At 61.7% G+C, this 25,317-nt stretch carries 23 protein-coding genes; 4 read left to right on the forward strand and 19 right to left on the reverse strand.

What is annotated here, in order from left to right; all coding sequences use genetic code 11:
• Window positions 1-5 precede the first annotated feature (5 nt).
• Window positions 6-1,226: a beta-ketoacyl-ACP synthase I gene (gene fabB / locus HU763_RS16195; protein WP_186688220.1), complete on the forward strand. Its 1,221-nt coding sequence runs from the start codon at window positions 6-8 to the stop codon at window positions 1,224-1,226.
• A 168-nt stretch (window positions 1,227-1,394) separates the two neighbouring features.
• Here the strand turns inward: fabB and HU763_RS16200 are convergent, their stop codons facing one another.
• On the reverse strand, window positions 1,395-2,402 hold the full coding sequence (locus HU763_RS16200; protein ID WP_186688230.1) for an amidohydrolase family protein: 1,008 nt from the start codon (window positions 2,400-2,402) through the stop codon (window positions 1,395-1,397).
• Window positions 2,403-2,518: 116 nt separating this feature from the next.
• Here HU763_RS16200 and HU763_RS16205 point away from each other — a divergent pair, with 116 nt between their 5' ends.
• Window positions 2,519-3,382, forward strand: a complete 864-nt coding sequence (locus HU763_RS16205; RefSeq protein ID WP_186688233.1) for a pirin family protein — start codon at window positions 2,519-2,521, stop codon at window positions 3,380-3,382.
• A 156-nt stretch (window positions 3,383-3,538) separates the two neighbouring features.
• Here HU763_RS16205 and HU763_RS16210 read toward each other — a convergent pair whose 3' ends face one another.
• The 4 genes from HU763_RS16210 to HU763_RS16225 all read right to left on the reverse strand — a co-directional run bounded on the left by HU763_RS16210 (window position 3,539) and on the right by HU763_RS16225 (window position 7,272).
• Window positions 3,539-4,264: a dienelactone hydrolase family protein gene (locus tag HU763_RS16210; protein WP_186688236.1), complete on the reverse strand. Its 726-nt coding sequence runs from the start codon at window positions 4,262-4,264 to the stop codon at window positions 3,539-3,541.
• Between the two features lie 78 nt (window positions 4,265-4,342).
• Window positions 4,343-6,247, reverse strand: coding sequence for a molecular chaperone HtpG (gene htpG / locus HU763_RS16215; protein ID WP_186688238.1), 1,905 nt, complete (start codon window positions 6,245-6,247; stop codon window positions 4,343-4,345).
• A 69-nt stretch (window positions 6,248-6,316) separates the two neighbouring features.
• The gene (locus HU763_RS16220; protein WP_186688240.1) at window positions 6,317-6,799 is read right to left on the reverse strand and encodes a PaaI family thioesterase; all 483 of its coding nucleotides are present in this window, start codon (window positions 6,797-6,799) and stop codon (window positions 6,317-6,319) included.
• A complete protein-coding gene (locus HU763_RS16225; protein ID WP_170030844.1) occupies window positions 6,796-7,272 on the reverse strand; it encodes a PaaI family thioesterase in 477 nt (158 codons plus the stop codon). The genes HU763_RS16220 and HU763_RS16225 overlap by 4 nt, the downstream gene beginning before the upstream one ends.
• Before the next feature lie 154 nt (window positions 7,273-7,426).
• On the opposite strand from HU763_RS16225, the gene HU763_RS16230 reads away from it, so the two are divergent.
• Window positions 7,427-7,711 carry a hypothetical protein gene (locus HU763_RS16230; protein ID WP_086978461.1) on the forward strand — a complete coding sequence of 95 codons (285 nt, stop codon included), beginning with the start codon at window positions 7,427-7,429 and terminating at the stop codon, window positions 7,709-7,711.
• Window positions 7,712-7,778: 67 nt separating this feature from the next.
• Here the strand turns inward: HU763_RS16230 and HU763_RS16235 are convergent, their stop codons facing one another.
• From HU763_RS16235 to sdhC, 11 genes are all read right to left on the reverse strand, one after another.
• Window positions 7,779-8,534, reverse strand: coding sequence for a DUF599 domain-containing protein (locus HU763_RS16235; protein ID WP_186688242.1), 756 nt, complete (start codon window positions 8,532-8,534; stop codon window positions 7,779-7,781).
• Between the two features lie 310 nt (window positions 8,535-8,844).
• A complete protein-coding gene (brnQ, locus tag HU763_RS16240) occupies window positions 8,845-10,158 on the reverse strand; it encodes a branched-chain amino acid transport system II carrier protein (RefSeq protein ID WP_170030848.1) in 1,314 nt (437 codons plus the stop codon).
• Window positions 10,159-10,642: 484 nt separating this feature from the next.
• Window positions 10,643-11,527, reverse strand: coding sequence for a succinate--CoA ligase subunit alpha (sucD, locus tag HU763_RS16245; RefSeq protein ID WP_004376004.1), 885 nt, complete (start codon window positions 11,525-11,527; stop codon window positions 10,643-10,645).
• Complete coding sequence (sucC, locus tag HU763_RS16250; protein WP_003254205.1) at window positions 11,527-12,693, reverse strand: ADP-forming succinate--CoA ligase subunit beta; 1,167 nt, start codon at window positions 12,691-12,693, stop codon at window positions 11,527-11,529. The genes sucD and sucC overlap by 1 nt, the downstream gene beginning before the upstream one ends.
• Window positions 12,694-12,865: 172 nt before the next feature.
• Window positions 12,866-14,302 carry a dihydrolipoyl dehydrogenase gene (gene lpdA / locus HU763_RS16255; RefSeq protein ID WP_170030850.1) on the reverse strand — a complete coding sequence of 479 codons (1,437 nt, stop codon included), beginning with the start codon at window positions 14,300-14,302 and terminating at the stop codon, window positions 12,866-12,868.
• A gap of 98 nt (window positions 14,303-14,400) precedes the next feature.
• Complete coding sequence (gene odhB / locus HU763_RS16260; RefSeq protein WP_186688244.1) at window positions 14,401-15,621, reverse strand: 2-oxoglutarate dehydrogenase complex dihydrolipoyllysine-residue succinyltransferase; 1,221 nt, start codon at window positions 15,619-15,621, stop codon at window positions 14,401-14,403.
• Between the two features lie 42 nt (window positions 15,622-15,663).
• Complete coding sequence (locus HU763_RS16265; protein WP_186688246.1) at window positions 15,664-18,495, reverse strand: 2-oxoglutarate dehydrogenase E1 component; 2,832 nt, start codon at window positions 18,493-18,495, stop codon at window positions 15,664-15,666.
• Window positions 18,496-18,741: 246 nt separating this feature from the next.
• Window positions 18,742-19,446 carry a succinate dehydrogenase iron-sulfur subunit gene (locus HU763_RS16270; protein ID WP_011534752.1) on the reverse strand — a complete coding sequence of 235 codons (705 nt, stop codon included), beginning with the start codon at window positions 19,444-19,446 and terminating at the stop codon, window positions 18,742-18,744.
• 11 nt (window positions 19,447-19,457) lie between these two features.
• Window positions 19,458-21,230 (reverse strand): succinate dehydrogenase flavoprotein subunit, encoded by a 1,773-nt coding sequence (sdhA, locus tag HU763_RS16275; RefSeq protein ID WP_186674795.1) that lies wholly within the window; start codon window positions 21,228-21,230, stop codon window positions 19,458-19,460.
• A gap of 3 nt (window positions 21,231-21,233) precedes the next feature.
• Window positions 21,234-21,602: a succinate dehydrogenase, hydrophobic membrane anchor protein gene (gene sdhD, locus HU763_RS16280; protein ID WP_003254214.1), complete on the reverse strand. Its 369-nt coding sequence runs from the start codon at window positions 21,600-21,602 to the stop codon at window positions 21,234-21,236.
• Entirely contained in the window at window positions 21,596-21,982 is a 387-nt protein-coding gene (sdhC, locus tag HU763_RS16285; protein WP_012315350.1) for a succinate dehydrogenase, cytochrome b556 subunit, read from the reverse strand. Before sdhC ends, sdhD begins: the two co-directional genes overlap by 7 nt.
• A gap of 352 nt (window positions 21,983-22,334) precedes the next feature.
• Between sdhC and gltA the strand changes: the two genes are divergently transcribed.
• Entirely contained in the window at window positions 22,335-23,624 is a 1,290-nt protein-coding gene (gene gltA, locus HU763_RS16290; protein ID WP_170030856.1) for a citrate synthase, read from the forward strand.
• Between the two features lie 155 nt (window positions 23,625-23,779).
• Here gltA and HU763_RS16295 read toward each other — a convergent pair whose 3' ends face one another.
• The 3 genes from HU763_RS16295 to HU763_RS16305 form a co-directional block, all read right to left on the reverse strand.
• Window positions 23,780-24,388, reverse strand: a complete 609-nt coding sequence (locus HU763_RS16295) for an START domain-containing protein (protein ID WP_186688248.1) — start codon at window positions 24,386-24,388, stop codon at window positions 23,780-23,782.
• A 29-nt stretch (window positions 24,389-24,417) separates the two neighbouring features.
• Window positions 24,418-24,672, reverse strand: a complete 255-nt coding sequence (locus tag HU763_RS16300) for a YkgJ family cysteine cluster protein (protein ID WP_186688250.1) — start codon at window positions 24,670-24,672, stop codon at window positions 24,418-24,420.
• Between the two features lie 130 nt (window positions 24,673-24,802).
• Complete coding sequence (locus HU763_RS16305) at window positions 24,803-25,279, reverse strand: hypothetical protein (RefSeq protein ID WP_186688252.1); 477 nt, start codon at window positions 25,277-25,279, stop codon at window positions 24,803-24,805.
• Window positions 25,280-25,317 lie beyond the last annotated feature (38 nt).

The following is a 25,317-nucleotide window of genomic DNA, read 5'->3' on the forward strand; positions in this document are numbered from 1 at the left end:
TTCGCATGCGCCGCGTCGTTATCACTGGTCTGGGCATCGTATCGTGCCTGGGCAATGACAAAGCTACCGTTACCGAAAACCTGCGCAACAGCCGTCCGGGTATCCGTTACAACCCGGAATACAAGGAAATGGGGCTGCGTAGCCAGGTTTCCGGGTCCATCGACCTCAACCTCGAAGAACTGATCGACCGCAAGGTCTATCGCTTCGTCGGCCACGCCGCTGCCTACGCCTACCTGGCGATGCAGGACGCGATCAAGGATGCTGGCCTGACCGAAGAACAGGTGTCCAACCCGCGTACCGGCCTGGTGGCTGGCTCCGGCGGCGCCTCGACCCTGAACCAGATGGAAGCGCTGGACACCCTGCGCGAGAAAGGCGTCAAGCGTGTCGGCCCGTACCGCGTAACCCGCACCATGGGCAGCACCGTTTCGGCGTGCCTGGCCACCCCGTTCAAGATCAAGGGCATCAACTACTCGATCTCGTCGGCCTGCGCCACCTCGGCACACTGCATCGGCACCGCGCTGGAGCAGATCCAGTGGGGCAAGCAGGACATCGTCTTCGCCGGTGGCGGTGAAGAAGAGCACTGGAGCCAGTCGTTCCTGTTCGACGCCATGGGCGCCCTGTCGACCAAGCGCAACGAGACCCCGGAACTGGCCTCGCGCGCTTATGACGCCGACCGTGATGGCTTCGTCATCGCCGGTGGTGGCGGCATGGTAGTGGTCGAGGAGCTGGAACACGCCCTGGCCCGCGGTGCCAAGATCTACGCCGAAATCGTCGGCTACGGCGCTACTTCCGACGGTTACGACATGGTCGCTCCGAGCGGTGAAGGTGCCATCCGCTGCATGCAGCAGGCGCTGTCCACTGTCAACACCCCGATCGACTACCTGAACACCCACGGCACCTCGACCCCGGTCGGTGACGTTGCCGAGATCAAGGGCGTTCGCGCGGTATTCGGCGACAAGGCACCGAAGATCAGCTCGACCAAGAGCCTGTCGGGCCACTCGCTGGGCGCTGCTGGCGTGCACGAGGCGATCTACTGCCTGCTGATGATGGAAAACAACTTCATCGCCGGCTCCGCCAACATCGACGAGCTGGACCCAGAGGTCGCCGACATGCCGATCCTGCGCAAGACCGAAGAGAACGCCAAGATCGACACGGTCATGAGCAACAGCTTCGGCTTCGGCGGCACCAACGCCACCCTGGTGCTCAAGCGCTGGGAAGGCAAGTAAGACGCTGCTGCGGTAAACGAAAACGCCCCGACTGGTTCGGGGCGTTTTCATTTGTATCGCCTGTGCCGGCCTCTTCGCGGGCACGCCCGCTCCCACAGGGGCCCCATGGCATTCAGGCTTGTGGTGATCCTGTGGGAGCGGGCATGCCCGCGAAGAGGCCGGTACAGGTCACTTGCGAACCTTGGGCAACACCGCCAGAAAATTCTCCCGGGCCACCTTATTGGCCACCTGTTCCGGCAATGCATCCAGAAACGGCCTGAACCCGTGCATCTGCTCTCCCAGGCTGCCAAACCGCCCCACCACATCCGAGCCCAGCATGAAGCGCTCCGGGTACTTCTCGACCAAGGCCAGCCACGCCTTGCGCGGCACACCCTTGCTGTCCAGCAAATAGGGTTCCAGCACGCTCCACGACAGGTCGACATACAGGTTCGGATAATCTTCCAGCAACCGCGTCAGCACCGGCAGCAGAAAGTCCATCTGCGTCTGGTGCCGGTGGATTTCCATGCTGCTGCCGGCATGCGCCCAGATGAATCGCGTGTGCGGGTGATTGCGCAGCGGCTCTTCGATTTCGGCCAGGTACAGCGGGTTGCGCTCGCGCTTGGAGGTGATATTGGAATGCAGCAGCACCGGCAGGTCACGCTCGGCGGCCAGGTGATAGATACGCGTCATGGCTTCGTTATTGGCGCGCGGAGTGTCGCCGCTGGTCAGCGCCGTCAGGTCATCATGACGGGTGAATACCTCGCCAATGCCCTGCCACAGCCCCGGGTACAGGTCGAGCATGCGCTCGATATGGCTGACGGCATTCTTGTCCACCGGGTTGAAGCCACTCAGGAACGGGTGAAAGCGTTGGCGCTGGGACTCCGGCAACTGCTGCAGCGCTGCCGCCACATAGGTGTCGGTGGCGCTGTACCAGTAGGCATCGGCGTCGTCACCGGCGTAGTAGCGTGGGCGCTTGGGCTCATCTTCATGCCATTTCTTGGCCACCGGGATGCCGGATATCATCGATCGCTCGATGCCCGCGGCATCCATGGCCTTGATCAATGCCGGCATGCCTTCGCTTTCCTGAAAGAAATCGACGTAGTGCAGATGCGCATCACTGTAGCGGTAGTCACGCGCCTGTACCGCCTGGCACAACCAGGTGGACAACAGCGCGCAGGCCAGCGCTCGGGCTATCATGGGCAGCGTCCTTTTGCGAATACCGACCCTGTAGACCGGCCGGCCAGCGAGACGGTTCAGCCCGGGCAGACAAACCGCTATGCTTGGGGCATTTCCCCGTGCCTGGAGCCCTTCCCATGAGCAGCCCCCTGGTCATCCACCCGCGCGCCGAATCGGTCGAGGGCCAGCCGATCCTGCGCCCGCTGCCGTCGGCCCAGTGCCGCAGTGTCGGCCCGTTCGTGTTTTTCGACCATATGCTGGAAACCGACTATGCCCCGGGGCATGGCATGGACATCCGCCAGCACCCGCACATCGGCCTGTCGACCCTGACCTACCTGTTCGAAGGGGCAATACTGCACAAGGACAGCCTCGGCTCGGCGCAGCGGGTGCTGCCGGGAGAGGTCAGCTGGATGACCGCAGGCAGCGGCGTCGCCCATGTCGAGCGCACACCTGAAGATGCCTGGGCCCATGGCTCGCGCCTGCATGGTTTGCAGGTATGGCTGGCATCACCGCGCGAACATGAACAGGGCCCGGCCAGCTACAGCCATTACCCGGCTGCCAGCCTGCCCGTCAGCGACAGCCTGGGAGTGCGCATCTGCATGATCGCCGGCAGCGGGTTCTGCCTGCAATCACCGGTGCCGGTACTCTCCCCTACCCTTTACGCGCATGTGCAAATGCAGCCGGCGACCACCTTGCGGGTACCGACCGAGCATGCGCAGCGGGCGTTGTACCTGCTCGATGGTGAGCTGATGATGGACAATGAATCCGTTGCAGCCTGCTGCCTGATCGTGTTGCCGGAGGGCGAAGAAGTCACTCTGTATGCGGAGGGGGCATGCCAGCTGGTGCTGATTGGCGGTGCGCCACTGGATGGGCCACGGCGGATGAACTGGAATTTTGTCGCCAGTGATGGGGAACTGATCGAACAGGCCCGGGCCAGGTGGGCTGCGGGGGATTGGCCGGCGGTGCCGGGGGAAACTTCGAGGATCGAGCTGCCGCGCTGATCTGGGGGCTGCTCTGCAGCCCATCGCGACGCAAGGCCGCTCCTACAGGGATAGCGTGGCTCATAGCATACAGGGATAGCGTGGCTCATGGCATACGCGGTCCTTGTAGGAGCGGCCTTGTGTCGCGATGGGCCGCAGAGCGGCCCCCATGCTATGTCAGCGCTGGAACACTTCAGTCAGCAGGTTATGCATCGCGCGGAACGCCCGCTCCGAGGTGCGCCGGTCATACTGCATCTTGCCCGGCACATTGGCATTCGGGTCGGTAAACGAGTGCACCGCGCCGCCATAGCTGAGCAACTGCCAATCGACCTTGGCCGCGTTCATCTCGTCCTCGAATGCCGGCAACTGCTCTTTCGGCACCAGCGGGTCCGATGCGCCGTGCAGCACCAGCACCGAACCCTTGATGCGCTTGGCGTCCTCCGGGTCCGGCGTATCCAGGGTGCCATGGAACGACACCGCAGCGCGCAGGTCGGCGCCCGAACGTGCCAGCTCCAGCGCACAGCAGCCACCGAAGCAGAAGCCGAACGTGGCCACCTTGCCGGGCTCCAGCAACGCCTTCGATTGCCCCAGCAGCTGGGCCAGGGCTTCCTGCATGCGCTTGCGCAGTTCACCACGGTCGTCCTTGAGCGGCATCATGGCCGCGCCAGCCTCGTCGGCATTGGACGGGCGCAACGATTGCCCGTACAGGTCGGCAATCAGTACCACATAGCCCTTCTCAGCCACTTCCTTGGCAATGCGCTCGGCCCCTTCGCCAATGCCCATCCAGTTCGGCGCCATCACCAAGCCCGGGCGGCCCAACGCTCCCGGCTCATACACCAGGCGGCTTTCATAGGTCTTGCCGGACAGGTGATAGACCAGCGACTCGACGATTACTTTGCTCATCAAACACTCCTTTGCCAATCATGATCATGATGCCCGCCATGAAAAAAGCCCGCCGAAGCGGGCTTTTCATCCATCAACTCAAGCAGACAGCTCGACCAGCAGCTTGTTCAGGCGACGAACGTAAGCCGCCGGGTCCTTCAGGCTGTCACCGGCCGCCAGGGCCGCCTGATCGAACAGGATATGCGACAGCTCGGCGAAGCGGTCTTCGCTCTGTTCGTTGTCCAGCTTCTCGATCAGCGGGTGGGTCGGGTTGAATTCGAAGATCGGCTTCGACTCCGGCACCTTCTGCCCGCTGGCCTCGAGGATCTGGCGCATCTGCAGGCCCAGGTCCTGTTCACCGATGGCGAGGATCGCCGGCGAATCGGTCAGGCGGTGCGACACGCGCACTTCGGCCACGCTGTCACCCAGCGCACCCTTCAGGCGCTCGACCAGGCCTTCCTTTTCCTTGGCGACTTCTTCCTGGGCCTTCTTGTCTTCTTCCGAATCCAGCTTGCCCAGGTCCAGGTCGCCACGGGCGACGTCGACGAAGGCCTTGCCGTCGAACTCGTTGAGGTAGCTCATCAGCCACTCGTCGATGCGGTCGGTCAGCAGCAGCACTTCGATGCCTTTCTTGCGGAACACTTCCAGGTGCGGGCTGTTCTTCACCTGCGCGTACGACTCGCCGGTCAGGTAGTAGATCTTGTCCTGGCCTTCCTTGGCACGGGCCAGGTAGTCGGCCAGGGCAACGCTCTGCTCGCCGCTGTCGTCCTGGGTGGAGGCGAAGCGCAGCAGGCCGGCGATCTTCTCCTTGTTGGCGAAGTCCTCGGCCGGGCCTTCCTTCAGCACCTGGCCGAAGTTTTTCCAGAAGCCCTTGTACTGCTCGGGTTCGTTCTTCGCCAGCTTCTCCAGCATGTCCAGCACGCGCTTGGTCAGCGCGGTCTTCATCGAGTCGATGATCGGGTCTTTCTGCAGGATTTCACGCGATACGTTCAGCGACAGGTCGTTGGAATCGACCACGCCTTTGATGAAGCGCAGGTACAGCGGCAGGAACGACTCGGCCTGGTCCATGATGAACACGCGCTGCACGTACAGCTTCAGGCCGCGTGGTGCTTCGCGCTGGTACAGGTCGAACGGCGCGCGCGCCGGTACGTACAGCAGCGAGTTGTATTCCAGCTTGCCTTCGACCTTGTTGTGGCTCCAGGCCAGCGGGTTCTCGAAGTCGTGGCCGATGTGCTTGTAGAACTCCTGGTATTCCTCGTCCTTGATCTCGGTACGCGGACGGGTCCACAGGGCGCTGGCACGGTTGACGGTTTCCCATTCCTGGGCCGGCTGTTCCTCGCCTTCGGCGGCGACCTGCTCCTTCGGCAACTGGATCGGCAGGGCAATGTGGTCGGAGTATTTCTTGACCACGTTGCGCAGGCGCCAGCCATCGGCGAATTCCTGCTCGCCCTTTTTCAGGTGCAGGACGATACGGGTACCGCGCTGCGGCTTGTCGACGGTGGCGACTTCGAACTCGCCCTCGCCCTTCGACGACCAGTGCACGCCTTCGGCGGCCGGCAGGCCGGCGCGGCGGCTATACACGTCGACCTTGTCGGCAACGATGAATGCGGAGTAGAAGCCCACGCCGAACTGACCGATCAGGTGCGAATCCTTCTTCTGGTCACCGGTGAGGTTCTTCATGAAATCGGCAGTGCCGGACTTGGCAATGGTACCCAGGTGGGCGATGACGTCTTCACGGCTCATGCCGATGCCGTTGTCCTCGAGGGTCACGGTACCGGCGTCCTTGTCGAAGCTCAGGCGAATCTTCAGGTCGGCGTCGTCTTCGAACAGCTCTGGCTTGGCCAGGGCCTCGAAACGCAGCTTGTCGGCGGCATCGGAGGCGTTGGAGATCAGTTCACGCAGGAAGATCTCCTTGTTCGAATACAGGGAATGGATCATGAGGTGCAGCAGCTGCTTCACCTCGGTCTGGAAGCCCAGCGTTTCTTTTTGAGTCTCCACACTCATGGTCTTCAAAACTCCGATCTGATGGCAGTTGACGCCGGCGGCCAGTGCGGCCTGCGTTAGCGGCGGATGTCATGCAGATGGGGGCTGCGCGGATGATTTCAAGGGCTTTTCCGGTTCGATCTTGAAATGCGCGCGGGCGGTGGCAATCGGCGACTGCCTGTCGCCCTGCCAGGCGGTGATGGCTACATTGGTCACGCGCCGGCCCTGGCGCCACAGCTGGCACTGGGCGTAGGTATCGCGAAAATGCCCCGCCCGCAGGTAGTCGATGGAAAAATCGATGATCTTGGGGATACTCGCGCTGTCGCTGTAGATCAGCAGGTACAGCGCTGCCGACAACTCCATGAAGCCTGCGATCACGCCACCGTGGATGGCAGGCAGCAGCGGGTTGCCGATGTTGTCCGGGTTGGCCGGCAGGCGGAACAACAGGTCATCGCCGTCGCGCGTGCATTCGATGCCAATCAGGCTGGCATAGGGAATCAGGGCCAGTAACGGCCGATAATCGCCAACCGCGTGGGCGGCGTTGAGTTGCTGGCGAACCGCGTGCGGGATCATGCACCGCCCTCCTTCAGGCTGTTGCCAAAGCGAATGCCACCCTTGATCTGCTGGCCCAGGCGCATGAACGTGCCCACTACCTGGCAAATCGGTTGTGCCGGATCATCCTGGTAGGCCGTGCCCCGGGTGAAGATCACGTCACGGGTCACCCGGTAGCACTGGGCGTGGCCGTAGATGGCCTTGCCGGCCTCGGCGGGGTGCATGTAGTCGATGCGCAGGTCCAGGGTCGGGCACACCTCGAAACGCGGCAGCACACAAAGCGTGGCCATGCCGCAGGTGGTGTCCATCAGTGTGGTCAAGGCGCCACCATGCACGGCGCCGGTTTGCGGGTTGCCGACGATGGCCGGCGACCAGGGCAGGACCAGGGTCATGCCATCGGCATCGGCCTGGGCCACACGCATCTGCAATAACTGACAATGTTTCAATGCCGAGAGAAAACGCTCGGCCATGGCCTTCAAGGTTGCATCGCTCATTGGCTGTTACCCCGCGCACTGCCGCAGCGGCATAAAATCATTAAAAAGTCTATATAGAAGAGCGCGTTATATATGTGTAATCTTCGCGGAACTTATTCCGCGTAGTTGGACTCGAAGGAACAAGTCACTTATTCCACCAAGGAGAAACACCCCCATGCGTAAACCTTTTGCTTTTGCTCTGATGCTGGCCGCTGCCATGGGCCTGGCTGCTTGCGATAAAGCGAGCGAAGACAAAGCCCAGGACGCACAGCAACACGCCGAGCAAGCCCAGGAGAAAGCGGGCGAAGCTCAGGATAAAATGAACGAGGCTGCCAAGGAAAACGCCGAAGCCGCCAAAGATCAGGCCGAAGCCGAGCAGAAGGCCGCCGAAGAAGCCGCTCCGGCTACTCCGGCTCCGGAAGCCGCGCCAGCCACCCCGGCCGAACCTGCCAAGCAGTAATCGGCTGAAACGAAAAAACCCGACCTGGTCGGGTTTTTTTGTGCCTGAAATCAGCAGGTAAACCGTTTCAGTTGCCGCTCGGCAGCGAATGTTGATCCTTGGCCGGTTCGGCGGGCAGACTTTCAGTAGGCGTGAATACCATCACTTCCAGTACATCCGAATGAAACTCGCGGCGGTACAGAATCAGCACTACGCCGACGCTCATGGCCATGAATAGCCAAGGGCTGATGAACCAGCTCAACATGGCCATGCCGAAGTAATAGGAACGCAGGCCGAAGTTGAACTGGTTGGCAGCCAATGACAGCACCCGCGCCGCCCGCAGGGCAAATGCCTTGCGTTCCAGTTCATTGACCAGGCGTTCGCCTATCATCGGCGCCGAACCTACCAGTACTGCGGCAAAGTTGTACTGACGCATGCACCAGCTGAAGGTGAAGAAGGCATAGACGAAGACCATGGCCAAGCACAGCAGCTTGATCTCCGACATGCCCTGGGAGGTCTGCTGCACCAGCGGCAGATCGGCCAGCAGCGACAGCGCCCGGTCGGAAGCGCCGAGCACGGTGAGGATACCGGCAAGGATGATCAAGGTGCTGGAGGCGAAGAACGAGGCGTTACGCTCAAGATTGCCGATCACGCTGGCATCGGCGATGCGGTTGTCACGCAGCAGCATGCGGCGCATCCAGTCTTCACGGTACAGGTGCAACACGCTGGCCAGGCACGCGGTGTCGCGGCCCTTCCAGATGGCATAGCGGGTGTAGCCGCCCCAGCACAGGGCGAACCAGGCGATGGCCAGCAGGTTGTTGAGATTGCTTTGGATGAAGTTCATGCAGGGTTCCCGGAGGGCCAGATACCTGAAAGGATAGAGACCGGATTTCGACGCTCGCAAGCGGCAAAAGGCACACATCCATCCGGATATTTGCACCGCTCATCCCGGCCTCTTCGCGGGCACGCCCGCTCCCACAGGTACACCGCCAATTCTGAGGCTTGCGCTTTCCTGTGGGAGCGGGCGCGCCCGCGAAGAGGCCAGTACAGGCAAACAAAAAGCCCCGCATCCTCTCGGATACGGGGCTCTTGAGTTTCCACCCTTGGCAAGCACCCTTCGGCTTGTGGCCGGTGCCGCTCTCAGGCTTCGACTATCAGGCCAGCGCTTCGCGCGGCTTGCCGAGCATGCGGTCGCAGGCTACGGCGCCAACCAGCGTCACCACCGAAGGCACCAGCCAGGCCAGGCCCTGGTCGCTCAGCGGCAGATGGGCCATGAAGTCCGGCAGTACGTGGGCAATGCTGCTGCCCTTGACCGCATCGACCATGCCGAACAGCAGCGACACCAGCATCACCGGTGCCAGGATGCGGGTTGGCGAATTCCACAGGTCCTTCACGAAGCTCAAGCCGACCACCACGATGCAGGGTGGGTAGATCGCGGTGAGCACCGGGATCGAGAACATGATCAGCTTGGTCAGGCCGAGGTTGGAAATCAGCAGCGAGAAGCCCGCCAGGATCACCACCAGGGCACGGTACGACAGCGGCAGGATCTGGCTGAAGTACTCGGCACAGGCGCAGGTCAGGCCGACCGCAGTCACCAGGCAGGCCAGCGCGATCAGCACGGCGAGGAAGCCGCTGCCCAGCGAGCCGAAGGTGTGCTGCACATAGGCATGCAGCACCGCCGCGCCGTTGGTGGCGCCCGCCGCGATTTCGTGGCTGCCGGCACCCAGGCGGAACAGGCTGACATAGACCAGGGCCAGGCCGACACCGGCGATCAGGCCAGCGATGATGGCATAGCGGGTGATCAGCTTCGGCGACTCGACACCGCGCGAGCGGATGGCGTTGACGATGACGATACCGAATACCAGGGCACCCAGGGTGTCCATGGTCAGGTAACCATCGGAGAAGCCCTTGGAGAAGGCCGCGGCGGCATAGGCTGGCTGCGCTTCACCCATGGTGCCTGCAGGCAGCGCGAAGGCGGCGATGCCGAGCACCGCCAGGGCGATGATCTTCAGCGGCGCGAGGAAGCGGCCCACGGTGTCGAGCAACCTGCCCGGGTACATGGACACCGCCAGCACCACGAGGAAGTACACCAGGCTGTAGATGAACAGTGCCAGCGGGCTTTCGCCGGTCAGCGGTGCCACACCCACTTCGAACGACACGGTCGCGGTGCGCGGGGTAGCGAACAGCGGGCCGACCGACAGGTAGCACACGGCTGCCAGCAGGCCACCGAAGAACTTGCCGATCGGGCTGCTCAAGGCATCCATGCCGCCACCGACCTTGGCCAGGGCGACCACGGTGATGACCGGCAGGCCCACGGCGGTCACCAGGAAGCCCAGGGCAGCCATCCACACGTGCGGGCCAGACTGCAGGCCGACGATAGGCGGGAAGATGATATTGCCCGCGCCCACGAAAAGCGCAAACGTCATAAAGCCAAGCGCCAGGATGTCCTGGCCTTTTAAAACTTTCATTTAAGGTAGTACCACACTGCTGAAATCGGGATTCGAGAAGGGATTTCCCCATGGGTTGGGGGAAATGCTGCCCGGCTTGATAAGCCAGACCCGTTTAGCGTGTCGTTCCCTTTTGGGGGACGGGCACAGAGTGAGCGCGTAGGGTAACTGTTTTGTCACTTAAACGCACTGGCACAGTGCTGCTTGTCCGATGTGCGTATGTGTTTGTCGTCTGTGCAACCGCGGACGGTCAGGATTATCCCGATATCGGGAAATTCGTCTGCCTGAAAATTCCTATCAAACCCATCGAAAAATCAATGTTGCCTGTGTCGGCCTCTTCGCGGGCTGGCCCGCTCCCACAGGCGATCACCCCAGGCCCGGAATGTGGAGATCTCCTGTGGGAGCGGGCCAGCCCGCGAAGAGGCCGACACAGGAATACCCAAACCCCGGAAACGACAAAGGCCACCCGAAGGTGGCCTCTGTGCGCGTGGGGGGTGTAGCGGTATTACTTCTTGACTTCCCAGCCAGTCAGCTCGGCCAGGGCCTTGCCGATGTCAGCCAGGGAACGCACGGTCTTCACACCAGCGTCCTGCAGGGCGGCGAACTTCTCGTCCGCAGTGCCCTTGCCGCCGGAGATGATGGCGCCAGCGTGGCCCATGCGCTTGCCCGCCGGAGCGGTAACACCAGCGATGTAGGAAACCACTGGCTTGGTGACGTTGGCCTTGATGTAGGCCGCAGCTTCTTCTTCAGCCGAACCGCCGATCTCGCCGATCATGACGATCGCTTCGGTCTTCGGGTCTTCCTGGAACAGCTTCAGGATGTCGATGAAGTTGGAGCCCGGGATCGGGTCGCCACCGATACCGACGCAGGTCGACTGGCCGAAGCCGGCGTCGGTGGTCTGTTTGACCGCTTCGTAGGTCAGGGTGCCGGAACGCGAAACGATACCGACCTTGCCTGGCAGGTGGATGTGGCCTGGCATGATGCCGATCTTGCACTCGCCCGGGGTGATGACACCTGGGCAGTTAGGGCCGATCAGGGTCACGCCCAGCTCGTCGCACTTGACCTTGGCATCCAGCATGTCCAGGGTAGGAATGCCTTCGGTGATGCAGACGATCAGCTTGATGCCGCCAAAGGCCGCTTCCAGGATCGAGTCCTTGCAGAAAGGAGCCGGAACGTAGATGACCGAAGCGTCAGCGCCGGTGGCTTCCACGGCTTCCTTCACGGTGTTGAACACCGGCAGGCCCAGGTGGGTGGTGCCACCCTTGCCTGGGGTTACGCCGCCGACCATCTTGGTGCCGTAGGCGATGGCCTGTTCGGAGTGGAAAGTACCCTGCGAGCCGGTGAAGCCCTGGCAGATAACCTTGGTGTCTTTATTGATCAGGACGCTCATTACTTGCCCTCCGCAGCTTTGACAACTTGTTGAGCAGCGTCGGTCAGGCTGGTTGCCGCAATGATGTTCAAACCGCTTTCTGCCAGTACTTTAGCGCCCAGTTCGGCGTTGTTGCCTTCGAGGCGAACGACAACCGGAACCTTGACGCCGACTTCTTTCACTGCACCGATGATGCCTTCGGCAATCATGTCGCAGCGAACGATGCCGCCGAAGATGTTGACCAGAACGGCCGCGACATTGCTGTCGGACAGAATGATCTTGAACGCTTCGGTAACGCGCTCCTTGGTAGCACCACCACCAACGTCGAGGAAGTTGGCCGGCTTGCCGCCGTGCAGGTTGACGATGTCCATGGTACCCATGGCCAGGCCGGCACCGTTGACCATGCAGCCGATGTTGCCTTCGAGGGCAACGTAGTTCAGTTCGAACTTGGCAGCGTGGGCTTCACGGGCGTCGTCCTGCGACGGGTCGTGGAAGGTTTTCAGCTTCGGCTGACGGTACATGGCGTTGGCGTCGATGTTGATCTTGGCATCGAGGCAGTGCAGGTCGCCGTCGGCCTTGATCACCAGCGGGTTCACTTCCAGCAGCGCCAGGTCGTGATCCTTGAACAGCTTGGCCAGGCCTACGAAGATCTTGGCAAACTGTTGAACTTGCTTGCCTTCCAGACCCAGCTGGAACGCCAGTTCACGGCCCTGGAACGGCTGCGCGCCGACCAGCGGATCGATAGTGGCCTTGAGGATCTTTTCAGGGGTTTCGTGAGCGACTTTCTCGATGTCCACGCCACCTTCGGTGGAAGCCATGAACACGATACGGCGGCTCGAACGATCGACTACAGCGCCCAGGTACAGCTCTTTGGCGATGTCAGTGCAGGATTCGACCAGAATCTTGGAGACGGGTTGACCGTTGGCATCGGTCTGGTAGGTAACCAGATTCTTGCCCAACCACTGTGCAGCGAACGCCTTGGCGTCTTCTTTGCTGCGAACCAGCTTGACGCCGCCCGCCTTGCCGCGACCACCGGCGTGAACCTGGGCTTTTACCACCCACTCGTTCCCGCCGATCTTGTCGCAGGCTTCTGCAGCTTGCTCAGGGGTATCGACAGCGAAACCCTTGGAAACTGGCAGGCCGTATTCAGCGAACAGCTGCTTACCCTGATACTCGTGAAGATTCATGCTTTTTACCGTCTTCGTTAGGTACTGCGCTTCGGCGCTGCGCCATTACTGGCGCCGCACCACCTGTGACCGTTGACCCCGGGTTTTCCCGTGTGATCCGGTCCGGCGGACTTTCCGCGGTGAGTCATGCACGCAAGACTCACGACGGGCAGCCCGCCGTGGTTTCTTATAATTAACGCTTCTTACGGTTGGCCACGTGAATGGCACCGCCATTCACAGCCAGCGCTGCTTCATGCAACGCTTCGGACAGGGTCGGATGGCTGAAGACCATCATGCCCAGGTCCTCGGCACTGGTGCCGAATTCCATTGCGATTGCGCCCTGCTGCACCAGTTCGGCAGCCGATGGGCCAATCACGTGTACACCCAGGACGCGGTCGGTCTTGGCATCGGCGATGACCTTGACGAAACCACCGGTGTCGTTGGCAGCCATCGCACGGCCGCTGGCCGCGAACGGGAAGGTGCCCACGTTAACCTCAACGCCCTCGGCCTTCAAGGCCTGTTCGGTCTTGCCGACCCACGCGATTTCCGGGTGGGTATAGATGACCGACGGGATCAGGTCGTAGTTCATCTGAGCCTTGTGGCCCTTGATGCGCTCGACCACCATGATGCCCTCTTCCGAGGCCTTGTGGGCCAGCATCATGCCGCGTACCACGTCGCCGATGGCGTAGACGCCCGGCACGCTGGTGGCGCAGTAGTCGTCGACGAAGATGTAGCCACGCTCGTCGATGGTCACGCCGCTGTCAGCAGCCAGCAGGTCGGTGGTCACCGGGCGACGGCCGACCGCGACGATCAGCTTGTCGAAGGTGATCTTCTGCTCGCCGTTGGCGTCGGTGTAGGTCACTTCGACTTCATTGCCGTTGACTTTCGAGCCGGTGACGCGTGCGCCCAGCTTGATGTCCAGGCCTTGCTTGGTCAGGGTCTTCTGGGCTTCCTTCGACACGGCGGTGTCGGCAGCCATCAGGAAGGTATCCAGCGCTTCCAGCACGGTGACTTCAGCACCCAGGCGCGCCCATACCGAGCCCAGCTCGAGGCCGATCACGCCAGCACCGATAACACCCAGGCGCTTCGGCACGGCCTGGAATTCCAGGGCGCCGGTGGAGTCGACGATGACGTTCTGGTCGACCGGAGCCGGCGGAATGTCGATCGGGCGCGAGCCGGAAGCCAGGATCACGTTCTCGGCTTCGATGATTTCGGTGGTGCCGTCAGCCTTGGTGACTTCGACCTTCTTGCCAGCCAGCAGCTTGCCGTGGCCCTGGATCGAGGTCACGCCGTTGGCCTTGAACAGGGTGGCAACGCCACCGGTCAGGTTCTTGACGATGCCAGCCTTGCGGCCAACCATCGCGGCGACGTCCATCTTCACTTCGCCAGTGGAGATACCGTGGACGTTGAAGCTCTCTTTGGCTTCCTTGTACTTCCAGGAGCTGTCCAGCAGCGCCTTGGAAGGAATGCAACCCACGTTCAGGCAGGTGCCGCCCAGGGCCAGCTTGCCCTCGGCGTCGGTGTATTTTTCGATACAGGCAGTCTTCAGACCAAGTTGTGCGGCCTTGATGGCAGCCACATAGCCGCCAGGACCTGCACCAATCACCACTACGTCGAATTTCTGGGTCATAAAAGATTCCTTTTTTCAGCTTCAAGCGACAAGCTGCAAGCCGCAAGGCCGGCAGGCTTCGAACTGAAGCCTGCCGCTTGCCGCTTGCAGCTGCGCGATTAGATGTCCAGCAGCAGGCGAGACGGGTCTTCCAGCAGGTTCTTGATGGTGACCAGGAAGGTTACCGCTTCCTTGCCGTCGATCAGGCGGTGATCGTACGACAGCGCCAGGTACATCATCGGGCGAATCACCACCTGGCCGTTGATGGCCATCGGGCGCTGGATGATGTTGTGCATGCCGAGGATGGCAGCCTGTGGCGGGTTGACGATCGGGGTCGACATCATCGAACCGAAGGTACCACCGTTGGTGATGGTGAAGGTGCCACCGGTCATCTCTTCGATGGCCAGCTTGCCGTCACGGGCCTTCTTGCCGAAGGTGGCGATGCCGTTCTCGATTTCCGCCAGGCTCATCGACTCGGCGTTACGCAGTACCGGTACCACCAGGCCACGGTCGCTGGACACGGCAACACCGACGTCGGCGTAGCCATGGTAGACGATGTCGTTGCCATCGATCGAGGCGTTGACCGCCGGGAAGCGCTTCAGGGCTTCGGTGGCGGCCTTGACGAAGAACGACATGAAGCCCAGGCGCACGCCGTTGTGGGTCTTCTCGAACAGGTCCTTGTACTTCGAACGCAGGGCCATGACTTCGGTCATGTCGACTTCGTTGAAGGTGGTCAGCATGGCCATGCTCGACTGGGCTTCGACCAGACGCTCGGCGATCTTGGCACGCAGGCGGGTCATCGGCACGCGCTTCTCGGTGCGGTCGCCAGCGGCAACCACAACCGGGGCAGCAGCGGCAGCGGCAGCCGGCTTGGCCGCCGGCGCCGGGGCCGACTTCTTGTTGGCGACGGCAGCGACGACGTCTTCCTTGGTGATGCGACCACCTTTACCTGTGCCAGCAACGCTGGCCAGGTCGATGCCGTTTTCTTCAGCCAGCTTGCGCGCGGCCGGGGCGGCAACCGGGTCTTCTTCGCCAGCGTCCGCAGCAGCGACAGCCGGAGCAGCAGCGGCCGGAGCGGCAGCTGGAGCAGCGGCGGCAGCACCGCCCTCAACGATCGAACCCAGCACTTCGTCGGACAGGACGGTGTCGCCCTCGCCCTTGACGATGGCGCCCAGTACGCCGTCGGCGGTAGCCAGTACTTCCAGGACGACCTTGTCGGTCTCGATGTCGACGATCAGCTCGTCACGCTTGACGGCATCGCCCGGCTGCTTGTGCCAGGTGGCAACGGTGCCATCGGCAACCGATTCCGGGAAGGTTGGGGCTTTGATCTCGATAGCCATTATCAGTGTTTCCTTAAATTCGGTTTCAGGTGCGCGAAGGCGTTAGACAGTGAAGGCGTCTTGCAGCAGTTTTTCCTGCTGTTCGGCGTGCTTCGAAGCGTAACCACAGGCTGGCGCGGCAGAAGCGTCGCGGCCGGCGTATTCCAGGACCAATGCCTTGTTGTGGCGGCCCAGGATACGGCGCATGTGGTGCTGGCTGCTGTACCAGGCGCCCTGGTTCATCGGCTCTTCCTGACACCAGACCGCATGCTTGAGGTTGGTGTAAGGCGCCAGGATTTCGACCAGGTCGTCTTCCGGGAACGGGTACAGCTGCTCGATACGCACGATGGCGATGTCTTCGCGGCCTTCGGCACGGCGTTTTTCCAGCAGGTCGTAGTAAACCTTGCCACCGCAGAGGATCAGGCGTTCGACCTTGGCCGGATCGAGGCTGTCGATTTCCGGGATGACGGTCTGGAACGAACCTTCTGCCAGGTCCTCGAGGGTCGACACGGCCAGCTTGTGGCGCAGCAGCGACTTCGGCGTCAGGACGATCAGCGGCTTGCGCAGCGGACGAATGACCTGGCGACGCAGCAGGTGGTAGATCTGGGCCGGGGTGGTCGGTACGCAGACCTGGATGTTGTGCTCGGCGCACAGCTGCAGGTAACGCTCCAGGCGCGCGGAGGAGTGCTCCGGGCCCTGCCCTTCATAACCGTGTGGCAGCAGCATGGTCAGGCCGCACAGACGGCCCCACTTGTGCTCGCCGCTGGTGATGAACTGGTCGATCACCACTTGCGCACCGTTGGCGAAGTCGCCGAACTGGGCTTCCCAGATCACCAGCGCGTTCGGCGTGGTGGTCGAGTAGCCGTATTCGAAGGCCAGTACCGCTTCTTCCGAGAGGAAGGAGTCGTACAGTTCGAACTTCGGCTGGCCCGGGAACAGGTTCTTCAGCGGTACGTAGGTGCTGGCGTCCTTCTGGTTGTGCAGCACCGCGTGACGGTGCGAGAAGGTGCCACGGCCGATGTCCTGGCCGGTCATGCGGATCGGGTGACCTTCGAACTGCAGGGTGGCGTAAGCCATGGTCTCTGCATAACCCCAGTTGATCGGCAAGCCACCGGCCTGCATCTTCTGGCGGTCTTCGTAGATCTTGGCGACCTGGCGCTGCACGACGAAGCCTTCCGGGATCTCCAGCAGCTTGGCCGACAGTTCCTGCAGGGTCTTGAGGTCGAAGCGGGTGTCGTGACGCGCGGTCCAGGCATGGCCCAGGTACGGACGCCAGTCGACGAACAGCTCGCGGTTCGGCTCCTTGACCAGGCTCTTGACCACGTGCAGGCCGTTGTCCAGCGCGCTGCGGTACTCGTCGACCTTGGCCTGGGCACGTTCGGCATCGATGCGGCCAGCCTGGATCAGTGCGTCGGCGTACAGCTCACGGGTGGTGCGCTGCTTGCTGATCTGCTGGTACATCAGCGGCTGGGTGCCGTTCGGCTCGTCGGCCTCGTTGTGGCCGCGACGACGGTAGCAGACCAGGTCGATGACCACGTCACGCTTGAACTGCATGCGGTAGTCGATGGCCAGCTGGGTCACGAACAGCACGGCTTCCGGATCGTCGCCGTTGACGTGCAGGATCGGCGCCTGGATCATCTTGGCCACGTCGGTGGCGTACTCGGTGGAGCGCGCGTCCAGCGGGTTGCTGATGGTGAAACCGACCTGGTTGTTGATCACGATGTGCACGGTGCCGCCGGTCTTGAAACCGCGGGTCTGCGACATCTGGAAGGTTTCCATGACCACGCCCTGGCCAGCGAATGCGGCATCGCCGTGGATCGAGATCGGCAGTACCTTGTCGCCAACGGTGTCGTTGCGGCGGTCCTGACGGGCGCGCACCGAACCCTCGACCACGGGCGAGACGATTTCCAGGTGGGACGGGTTGAACGCCATGGCCAGGTGCACTTCGCCACCCGGGGTCATCACGTTCGAGGAGAAGCCCTGGTGATACTTCACGTCACCGGAGCCCAGCTCGTTCATCTTCTTGCCTTCGAACTCGTCGAACAGCTCGCGCGGGTTCTTGCCGAAGGTGTTCACCAGGACGTTCAGGCGGCCACGGTGGGCCATGCCGATCACGACTTCCTTGGTGCCGTAGGAGCCGGAACGCTGGATCATCTCGTCCAGCATCGGGATCAGGCTTTCGCCGCCTTCGAGGCCAAAGCGCTTGGTGCCCGGGTACTTGGTGCCCAGGTATTTCTCAAGGCCTTCACCAGCGGTCACACGCTCCAGCAGGTGGGCCTGCACGTCGGCGGAAAACTCCGGACGGCCGCGCACGCTTTCCAGGCGCTGCTGGAACCAGCTGCGCTGTTCGGAGTCGACGATGTGGGTGAACTCGGCGCCAATGGTGCGACAATATGTCTTCTGGAGCGCCTCGAAGATCTCGCGTAGGCTCGCCTCCTCTTTGCCGATGAACAGGTCGCCGGCACGGAAGGTCGTATCAAGATCGGCATTGGTCAAGCCGTAGTGATTGATCGACAGGTCTACAGGCGCAGGACGCTGCCACAACCCCAACGGGTCGAGCTTGGCAGCCTGATGGCCGCGCATACGATAGGCCTGGATCAGTCGCAGAACTTCAACCTGCTTCTTCTCGTGTTCACTGCTCACGCTCCCGGCAGATACCGGCTGGGCGCGGCGCTGGTTCTTTGCCAGCAGTACGAAATGGTCGCGGATTGTCGAGTGCGATACATCGGTAGCGGTGCTGCCGTCGGCGGGCAACTTCTGGAAGTAGGTGCGCCACTCTTCTGGCACAGCGTTAGGGTCGTGCAGGTAGAGCTCATAAAGCTCTTCCACATATGCAGCGTTACCACCTGAAAGGTGGGCGCTTTCCCACATGCGCTGCATCACGCTTTCTTGCATGCTTGGTCACCCTCGGTTAGGGGACTGATCGGCGAGAGCCACAGCAAACCTGGAAAAGTCCGAATACAGCGACTGAACCACGCCACTAGGATCCTGCTGATTTTCCGGGTACCAGCCCGGAAAGCCCCTGCTGGTCTCATATCTTCATAGGTAATGAACGCAGGCTTTGTGGGCCTTTGTTCGGGTTTTACCTCAGTGCGGGCTCACCACCCGCACCTCGGCTTACTGCAGGTACAACGCTTTGTATCAGGTACCGCTTTGCAGCAGCATGTTACGTACGTGACCGATTGCCTTGGTCGGGTTCAGACCTTTAGGGCAAACGTTGACGCAGTTCATGATCCCGCGGCAGCGGAATACGCTGAACGGGTCATCCAGGGACGCCAGGCGCTCCTGGGTCTTGGTATCGCGACTGTCGGCCAGGAAGCGATAGGCCTGCAGCAGTGCAGCGGGGCCCAGGAACTTGTCCGGGTTCCACCAGAACGACGGGCAGGAAGTCGAGCAGCAAGCGCACAGGATGCACTCGTACAGGCCGTCCAGCTTGTCGCGGTCTTCCGGCGACTGCAGGCGCTCGATAGCCGGCGCCGGCGTGTCGTTCTGCAGGAACGGCTTCACCTTCTCGTACTGCTTGTAGAAGATGCTCATGTCGACGACCAGGTCACGAATGACCGGCAGGCCCGGCAGCGGGCGCAGGATCAGCTTGTTGCCCTTCACCACCGCCGACAGCGGGGTGATGCAGGCCAGGCCGTTCTTGCCGTTGATGTTCATGCCATCGGAACCGCAAACGCCTTCACGGCACGAGCGACGGTAGGAGAACCCTTCGTCCTGCTCCTTGATCAGTGCCAGCACGTCCAGCACCATCAGGTCCTTGCCGCCGGTGTCGACCTGGAAGGTCTGCATTTTCGGCGCGGAATCGGTGTCCGGGTTGTAACGATAAACTTCGACTTGCAACATAGCGGCCACCCTTAGTAAGTCCGGACTTTTGGTTCGAAGGCTGGAACAGTCTTCGGCGCAAAGTTGACGCCACGCTTGGCGACGCGCTTCTCACCCGGGTAGTACAGGGTGTGGCACAGCCAGTTTTCGTCGTCACGGTCTTCGTAGTCTTCACGGGCGTGAGCGCCGCGGGACTCTTTACGGGCTTCGGCCGCGATGGCGGTAGCTTCGGCGACTTCCAGCAGGTTCTGCAGCTCCAGTGCCTCGATACGCGCGGTGTTGAAGGCCTTGGACTTGTCGTTGATCTTGACGTTGGCGATACGGTCACGCAGACCGGCCAGCTGCTCGATACCTTTCTGCATGTATTCGCCAGTACGGAATACACCGAAGTAGTTCTGCATGCAGCTCTGCAGCTCGCGCTTCAGGCTGGCAACGTCTTCACCGGTGGTGCGCTCGTTCAGCTTGTTCAGGCGGTTCAGGGCAACATCGACGTCGGTGTCGCTGGCGTCGCGGTATTCCACGCCTTCGGTCAGCGCCTTCTCCAGGTGCAGGCCGGCAGCACGGCCGAACACCACCAGGTCGAGCAGCGAGTTGCCGCCCAGGCGGTTGGCACCGTGCACCGATACGCACGCCACTTCACCTACGGCGAACAGGCCTGGGATGATCTGGTCGTTGCCTTCGGCGTCCATGGTGATGGCCTGGCCGTGAATGTTGGTGGCAACGCCGCCCATCATGTAGTGGCAGGTAGGGATGACCGGTACCGGCGCGACCACAGGGTCGACGTGGGCGAAGGTCTTGGACAGTTCGCAGATACCTGGCAGGCGGCTGTGCAACACCTCCTCGCCCAGGTGGTCCAGCTTCAGCAGTACGTGGTCCTTGTTCGGGCCCACGCCGTTGCCGGCGATGATTTCCTTGACCATGGAACGGGCGACCACGTCGCGGCCAGCCAGGTCTTTGGCGTTCGGCGCGTAACGCTCCATGAAGCGCTCGCCGTGGGCGTTGATCAGGTAGCCACCTTCACCGCGGCAACCTTCGGTGACCAGTACGCCGGCGCCAGCGATGCCGGTCGGGTGGAACTGCCACATTTCGATGTCCTGCACCGGTACACCGGCACGCAGGGCCATGCCCACGCCGTCACCGGTGTTGATCAGGGCGTTGGTGGTGGAGGCGTAGATACGGCCGGCACCGCCAGTGGCCAGTACGGTGGCCTTGGACTTGATGTACAGGGTTTCGCCGGTTTCGATGCAGATTGCGATCACACCCACGAACGCGCCGTCCTGGTTCTTCACCAGGTCTACGGCGTAGTACTCGTTGAGGAAGGTGGTGCCGGCTTTCAGGTTGCCCTGGTACAGGGTGTGCAGCAGCGCGTGACCGGTACGGTCGGAAGCGGCACAGGTACGGGCGGCCTGGCCACCTTTACCGAAGTCCTTGGACTGGCCACCGAACGGGCGCTGGTAGATACGACCGGTTTCGGTACGCGAGAACGGCAGGCCCATGTGGTCCAGCTCGAAGACCGCAGCCGGGCCTTCCTGACACATGTATTCGATAGCGTCCTGGTCACCGATGTAGTCGGAGCCCTTGACGGTATCGTACATGTGCCAGCGCCAGTCGTCGTTCGGGTCGGCCGAAGCGATGGCGCAGGTGATGCCGCCCTGGGCGGATACAGTGTGCGAACGGGTCGGGAAGACCTTGGTGACCACGGCAGTCTTGTGGCCGCCTTGAGCCAGCTGCAGCGCAGCGCGCATGCCGGCACCGCCGCCACCGATGATGATGGCGTCGAAAGAAATGGTTGGAATGCTAGCCATGGATCAGATACCCCAGAGAATCTGCACACCCCAGACGAAGTAAGCGAACATCGCAACGCCGCATACCGCCTGGAACAGGAAACGAATCGCAGTTGCCGACTTGCCGAACGACATTGGCGTCAGGTAGTCGGTGGCGATGGTCCACATGCCGACCCAGGCGTGAGCGCCCAGGGCAACGAGGGCCAGCAGACTGAAGATCCGCATCGCGTTGTTGGAGAACAGACCATGCCACTGGGTGTAGTCGATGCCTGGGTGGGCGACCACGTAGCCGATCAGGAACAGGAAGTAAGCCGCGAGAACGACCGCAGAGACGCGCTGCGCCATCCAGTCATAGAGACCCGAACGCGACAGGTTCGTGACATTGGTTACCATACCCAAACTCCCACCAGAACGATCAGCACCACGGAGATGACGATCACGATTTTCGAGCCCAGCTTGCCGCCTTCCAGCGTCTCACCGATACCCATGTCCATGATCAGGTGACGCACACCTGCCACGAGGTGATAAAGCAGGGCGGACAGCAGGCCCCAGGTCACGAACTTGGCCAGCGGGCTGGTCAGACACGCCTTCACCTCACCGAAGCCTTCCTCGGAACCCAGCGACTTGCCCAGTGCATAAAGCATGATGGCAAGGCCGAGGAACAGGATGACGCCGGAGATACGGTGCAGGATGGACGTGTACGCAGTGACGGGGAGCTTGATGGTCCTTAGGTCTAGGTTTACAGGTCGTTGGCTTTTCACGGCTTTTTTCACACTGAAGAGCCCCTAGCGAATCAGGGCAAAGTTGTTGGTAAGTGTACTGGTCAGGTACCCACCACCCAGGGAACGGCGACCCCCAGCAGTTCGGGCTTGCAAGCCCCTGGCGGTCGGGTTGCGAGTATAGACAGTTAGGCTGCTTATGACAACGTGACGGGGTAGCCCAAATAGCGCATTGCCTTTAACGGACAAAAGGCGTAAATGGGCGAGAATTTCGTGAAAAACCAGGCCTCAATGCCTGTTTCAACAAGCCTTTAGGCAAATTGACATCTGAATTTATCCCTCTATAGTGGTGCGGGCCCTGCGTGGGGGGTCTGTCTGATGATTTCAAGCATTAATAGGAGGCCACATGGCTGACAAAAAAGCGCAGTTGGTCATCGAGGGCGCTGCCCCCGTCGAGCTGCCCATTTTAACCGGCACCGTTGGTCCTGATGTAATCGACGTCCGCGGGTTGGGGGCCACTGGTCACTTCACCTTCGACCCAGGTTTCATGGCGACTGCCTCGTGCGAGTCGAAGATCACCTACATTGACGGCGACAAAGGCATCCTGCTGCACCGCGGCTACCCGATCGAGCAGCTCGCCGAAAAGTCCGACTACCTCGAAACCTGCTACCTGCTGCTCAACGGTGAACTGCCGAATGCCGAGCAGAAGGCCCAGTTCGTCAGCACCGTGAAGAACCACACCATGGTTCACGAGCAGTTGAAGTCGTTCTTCAACGGCTTCCGCCGCGACGCCCACCCGATGGCGGTAATGTGCGGCGTGGTCGGTGCCCTGTCGGCGTTCTATCACGACTCCCTGGACATCAATAACCCGCAGCACCGCGAGATTTCCGCGGTACGCCTGGTCGCCAAGATGCCGACCCTGGCCGCGATGGTTTACAAGTACTCCATGGGCCAGCCGATGATGTACCCGCGCAACGACCTGTCGTACGCGGAAAACTTCCTGCACATGATGTTCAACACCCCGTGCGAGATCAAACCGATCAGCCCGGTGCTGGCCAAGGCGATGGACCGGATCTTCATCCTCCACGCCGACCACGAGCAGAACGCCTCCACCTCCACCGTGCGCCTGGCCGGTTCGTCGGGTGCCAACCCGTTCGCCTGTATCGCCGCCGGCATCGCCGCACTGTGGGGCCCGGCCCACGGCGGTGCCAACGAAGCGGTACTGACCATGCTCGATGAAATCGGCGATGTCTCGAACATCGACAAGTTCATCGCCAAGGCCAAGGACAAGAACGACCCGTTCAAGCTCATGGGCTTCGGTCACCGCGTGTACAAGAACCGCGACCCGCGCGCCACCGTGATGAAACAGACCTGCGACGAAGTCCTGCGCGAGCTGGGCATCAACAACGACCCGCAGCTGGAACTGGCCATGCGCCTGGAAGAGATCGCCCTGACCGATCCGTACTTCATCGAGCGCTCGCTGTACCCGAACGTCGACTTCTACTCGGGGATCATCCTCAAGGCGATCGGCATTCCGACCAGCATGTTCACCGTGATCTTCGCCCTGGCACGTACCGTGGGCTGGATCTCGCACTGGAAAGAAATGCTCTCCAGCCCGTACAAGATCGGCCGCCCGCGCCAGCTGTACACCGGCGAGCAGAAGCGCGACATCGTTGCGCTGCAGGACCGCAAGTAAGCTTCGCCAGCCGAACGCAAGAAGGCTGCCCTCGGGCAGCCTTTTTTATTTCCGCTCGACGCGATGCGGCTTTGTAGGAGCGGCCTTGTGTCGCGAAAGGGCTGCGAAGCAGCCCCGGCAATATTGCGGTAAGCCTAAGATCCCAGGGCCGCTCCTCAGTTTTTCTCAGCCCGCTCGCGCAACCCTTTCAGGGTATTGAACGGTGCATCGACCACGAACTTGTTGGCCACCATCGCCGGCACGCTACCACCCGGCTCGGTGTGCACCTGATAAGTCACTTCCGTGCTGTCACCCTTGGGCACCAGCCTCCAGAAGCCTTCGACCTTCGCTACCCGCACAAAACCTTTCTCTTCCGGGATGTAGGTCGGCTCTTCCTTCAGGTTGCGCACCAGGCTGCCGTCAGCCTCCTTGACCGTGGTCACATGCAGCACCGAATCGCGCGGCGTCACCGGCCAAGGCGTATTGAACTGGGTATAGGTCCAGACCTGGCCATTCTCCTGCTTGAGCACCTTCTGCGTCTTGCATTCGTGAATCCACGCACAAGCCCCGACTACGTCCTCCTGCAACGCCTGCACCTTCGCCAGCGGCGCCTTGATCACGGTGACGCCTTGATAGGCCTTGTACTTGGAACCGGCCACCTCACTGAGAGAAACCTTGATCCCCTCCTCGTCCTTGGCCACCTGCCAGTTCTCGGCCCAGGCCGCAGGGGACAGCACAACACCCAGGCCACACAGCAGTGCAATACGCTTGAACGATCTCATCATGTTTATCCTTGTTGTCGAAGATCCAGCCTTCACGCCGCCGTCATCTGCTCCCACCAGCCAAGAATCCTGATCGCCTCGTCACGGTCACTGCCGCACACCTCGACATCCGCCTGGAAACCGCCACACACTGCGGGCCGCTCGGGCTTGCCGAACAGGTCACAAAGGTTGTCGACGGTCAGGTGCAGGCAGCGCTCGCCGGCCGCCTTGCCATTCGGCATGCGCGGCATCGCAGAGCTGATGGACGGGGCAATGCAGCAGGCACCACAACCCTCACGGCATTTCATGGCTGTTCACCAAAATCAGGACTCCCTGGAACAAAACGGGACGAACGTCCCTGGATAGTAACCGCTCAAACAGGCGTTTGAAATTGCTGGCAGGATGAAATCTGCCATGACCCAGCAGTCAGTTTGGCCGCTACTGACGGTACTCGAAATCAATGGCAGCCCCTTCCACGTCACGACGGCTGTCATTGCGCAGCTGCAGCTGCATCTCGTTGTTGATCAGCCGGCCATTGAGCTGGAACGGGCTGTCGTCGGTCTCTGGCTTTTCCGTGAACAGTGGCGGCAGCAGGGGCTGGCGCCGCTGGATCGGTGAAGGGCTACCGACTTCCGGCTGCAGCTTGTCGACCATTTCGGCTGGCAGGCTGAGGTCGAGCCTGGCCTTGGGCAGTGGCTTGGCAACGGCCTGGCTCACCGGCTTGCGGGCTGGCCTGGCCTTGCTGTTGGCAGCCTTCTTTGCCGCTGGTTTGTGCACGGGCCTGGCCTGCGCCTTGGGCGCCGGCTTGCCTTGGGCCGCCTGCCCCTGGCTTGCCGGCTGAGCAGCCTGGCCTGTGCCAAGGTAGCAGAGCGGAGCAAGGCACAAGATCAAGGCAAAACGGCGCAAAGCATTCATGGCAAATGGACAGACTGGCAGGAAAAGTGCGTATGCTC

It is taken from the genome of Pseudomonas anuradhapurensis (genome assembly GCF_014269225.2).
Classification (GTDB): domain Bacteria; phylum Pseudomonadota; class Gammaproteobacteria; order Pseudomonadales; family Pseudomonadaceae; genus Aquipseudomonas; species Aquipseudomonas anuradhapurensis.

Coding starts and splice junctions, on each gene's coding strand:
- htpG (WP_186688238.1), bottom strand. CDS start 6,247: ATGAGTGTGGAGACTCAAAAAGAAACGCTGGGCTTCCAGACCGAGGTG.
- brnQ (WP_170030848.1), bottom strand. CDS start 10,158: ATGAAAGTTTTAAAAGGCCAGGACATCCTGGCGCTTGGCTTTATGACG.
- sucC (WP_003254205.1), bottom strand. CDS start 12,693: ATGAATCTTCACGAGTATCAGGGTAAGCAGCTGTTCGCTGAATACGGC.
- HU763_RS16305 (WP_186688252.1), bottom strand. CDS start 25,279: ATGAATGCTTTGCGCCGTTTTGCCTTGATCTTGTGCCTTGCTCCGCTC.
- HU763_RS16205 (WP_186688233.1), top strand. CDS start 2,519: ATGAGCAGCCCCCTGGTCATCCACCCGCGCGCCGAATCGGTCGAGGGC.
- HU763_RS16200 (WP_186688230.1), bottom strand. CDS start 2,402: ATGATAGCCCGAGCGCTGGCCTGCGCGCTGTTGTCCACCTGGTTGTGC.
- HU763_RS16265 (WP_186688246.1), bottom strand. CDS start 18,495: ATGCAAGAAAGCGTGATGCAGCGCATGTGGGAAAGCGCCCACCTTTCA.
- HU763_RS16300 (WP_186688250.1), bottom strand. CDS start 24,672: ATGAAATGCCGTGAGGGTTGTGGTGCCTGCTGCATTGCCCCGTCCATC.
- odhB (WP_186688244.1), bottom strand. CDS start 15,621: ATGGCTATCGAGATCAAAGCCCCAACCTTCCCGGAATCGGTTGCCGAT.
- HU763_RS16210 (WP_186688236.1), bottom strand. CDS start 4,264: ATGAGCAAAGTAATCGTCGAGTCGCTGGTCTATCACCTGTCCGGCAAG.
- fabB (WP_186688220.1), top strand. CDS start 6: ATGCGCCGCGTCGTTATCACTGGTCTGGGCATCGTATCGTGCCTGGGC.
- sdhA (WP_186674795.1), bottom strand. CDS start 21,230: ATGGCTAGCATTCCAACCATTTCTTTCGACGCCATCATCATCGGTGGC.
- HU763_RS16220 (WP_186688240.1), bottom strand. CDS start 6,799: ATGATCCCGCACGCGGTTCGCCAGCAACTCAACGCCGCCCACGCGGTT.
- lpdA (WP_170030850.1), bottom strand. CDS start 14,302: ATGACCCAGAAATTCGACGTAGTGGTGATTGGTGCAGGTCCTGGCGGC.
- HU763_RS16295 (WP_186688248.1), bottom strand. CDS start 24,388: ATGATGAGATCGTTCAAGCGTATTGCACTGCTGTGTGGCCTGGGTGTT.
- HU763_RS16235 (WP_186688242.1), bottom strand. CDS start 8,534: ATGAACTTCATCCAAAGCAATCTCAACAACCTGCTGGCCATCGCCTGG.
- gltA (WP_170030856.1), top strand. CDS start 22,335: ATGGCTGACAAAAAAGCGCAGTTGGTCATCGAGGGCGCTGCCCCCGTC.
- HU763_RS16230 (WP_086978461.1), top strand. CDS start 7,427: ATGCGTAAACCTTTTGCTTTTGCTCTGATGCTGGCCGCTGCCATGGGC.
- HU763_RS16270 (WP_011534752.1), bottom strand. CDS start 19,446: ATGTTGCAAGTCGAAGTTTATCGTTACAACCCGGACACCGATTCCGCG.
- sucD (WP_004376004.1), bottom strand. CDS start 11,527: ATGAGCGTCCTGATCAATAAAGACACCAAGGTTATCTGCCAGGGCTTC.
- HU763_RS16225 (WP_170030844.1), bottom strand. CDS start 7,272: ATGAGCGATGCAACCTTGAAGGCCATGGCCGAGCGTTTTCTCTCGGCA.
- sdhD (WP_003254214.1), bottom strand. CDS start 21,602: ATGGTAACCAATGTCACGAACCTGTCGCGTTCGGGTCTCTATGACTGG.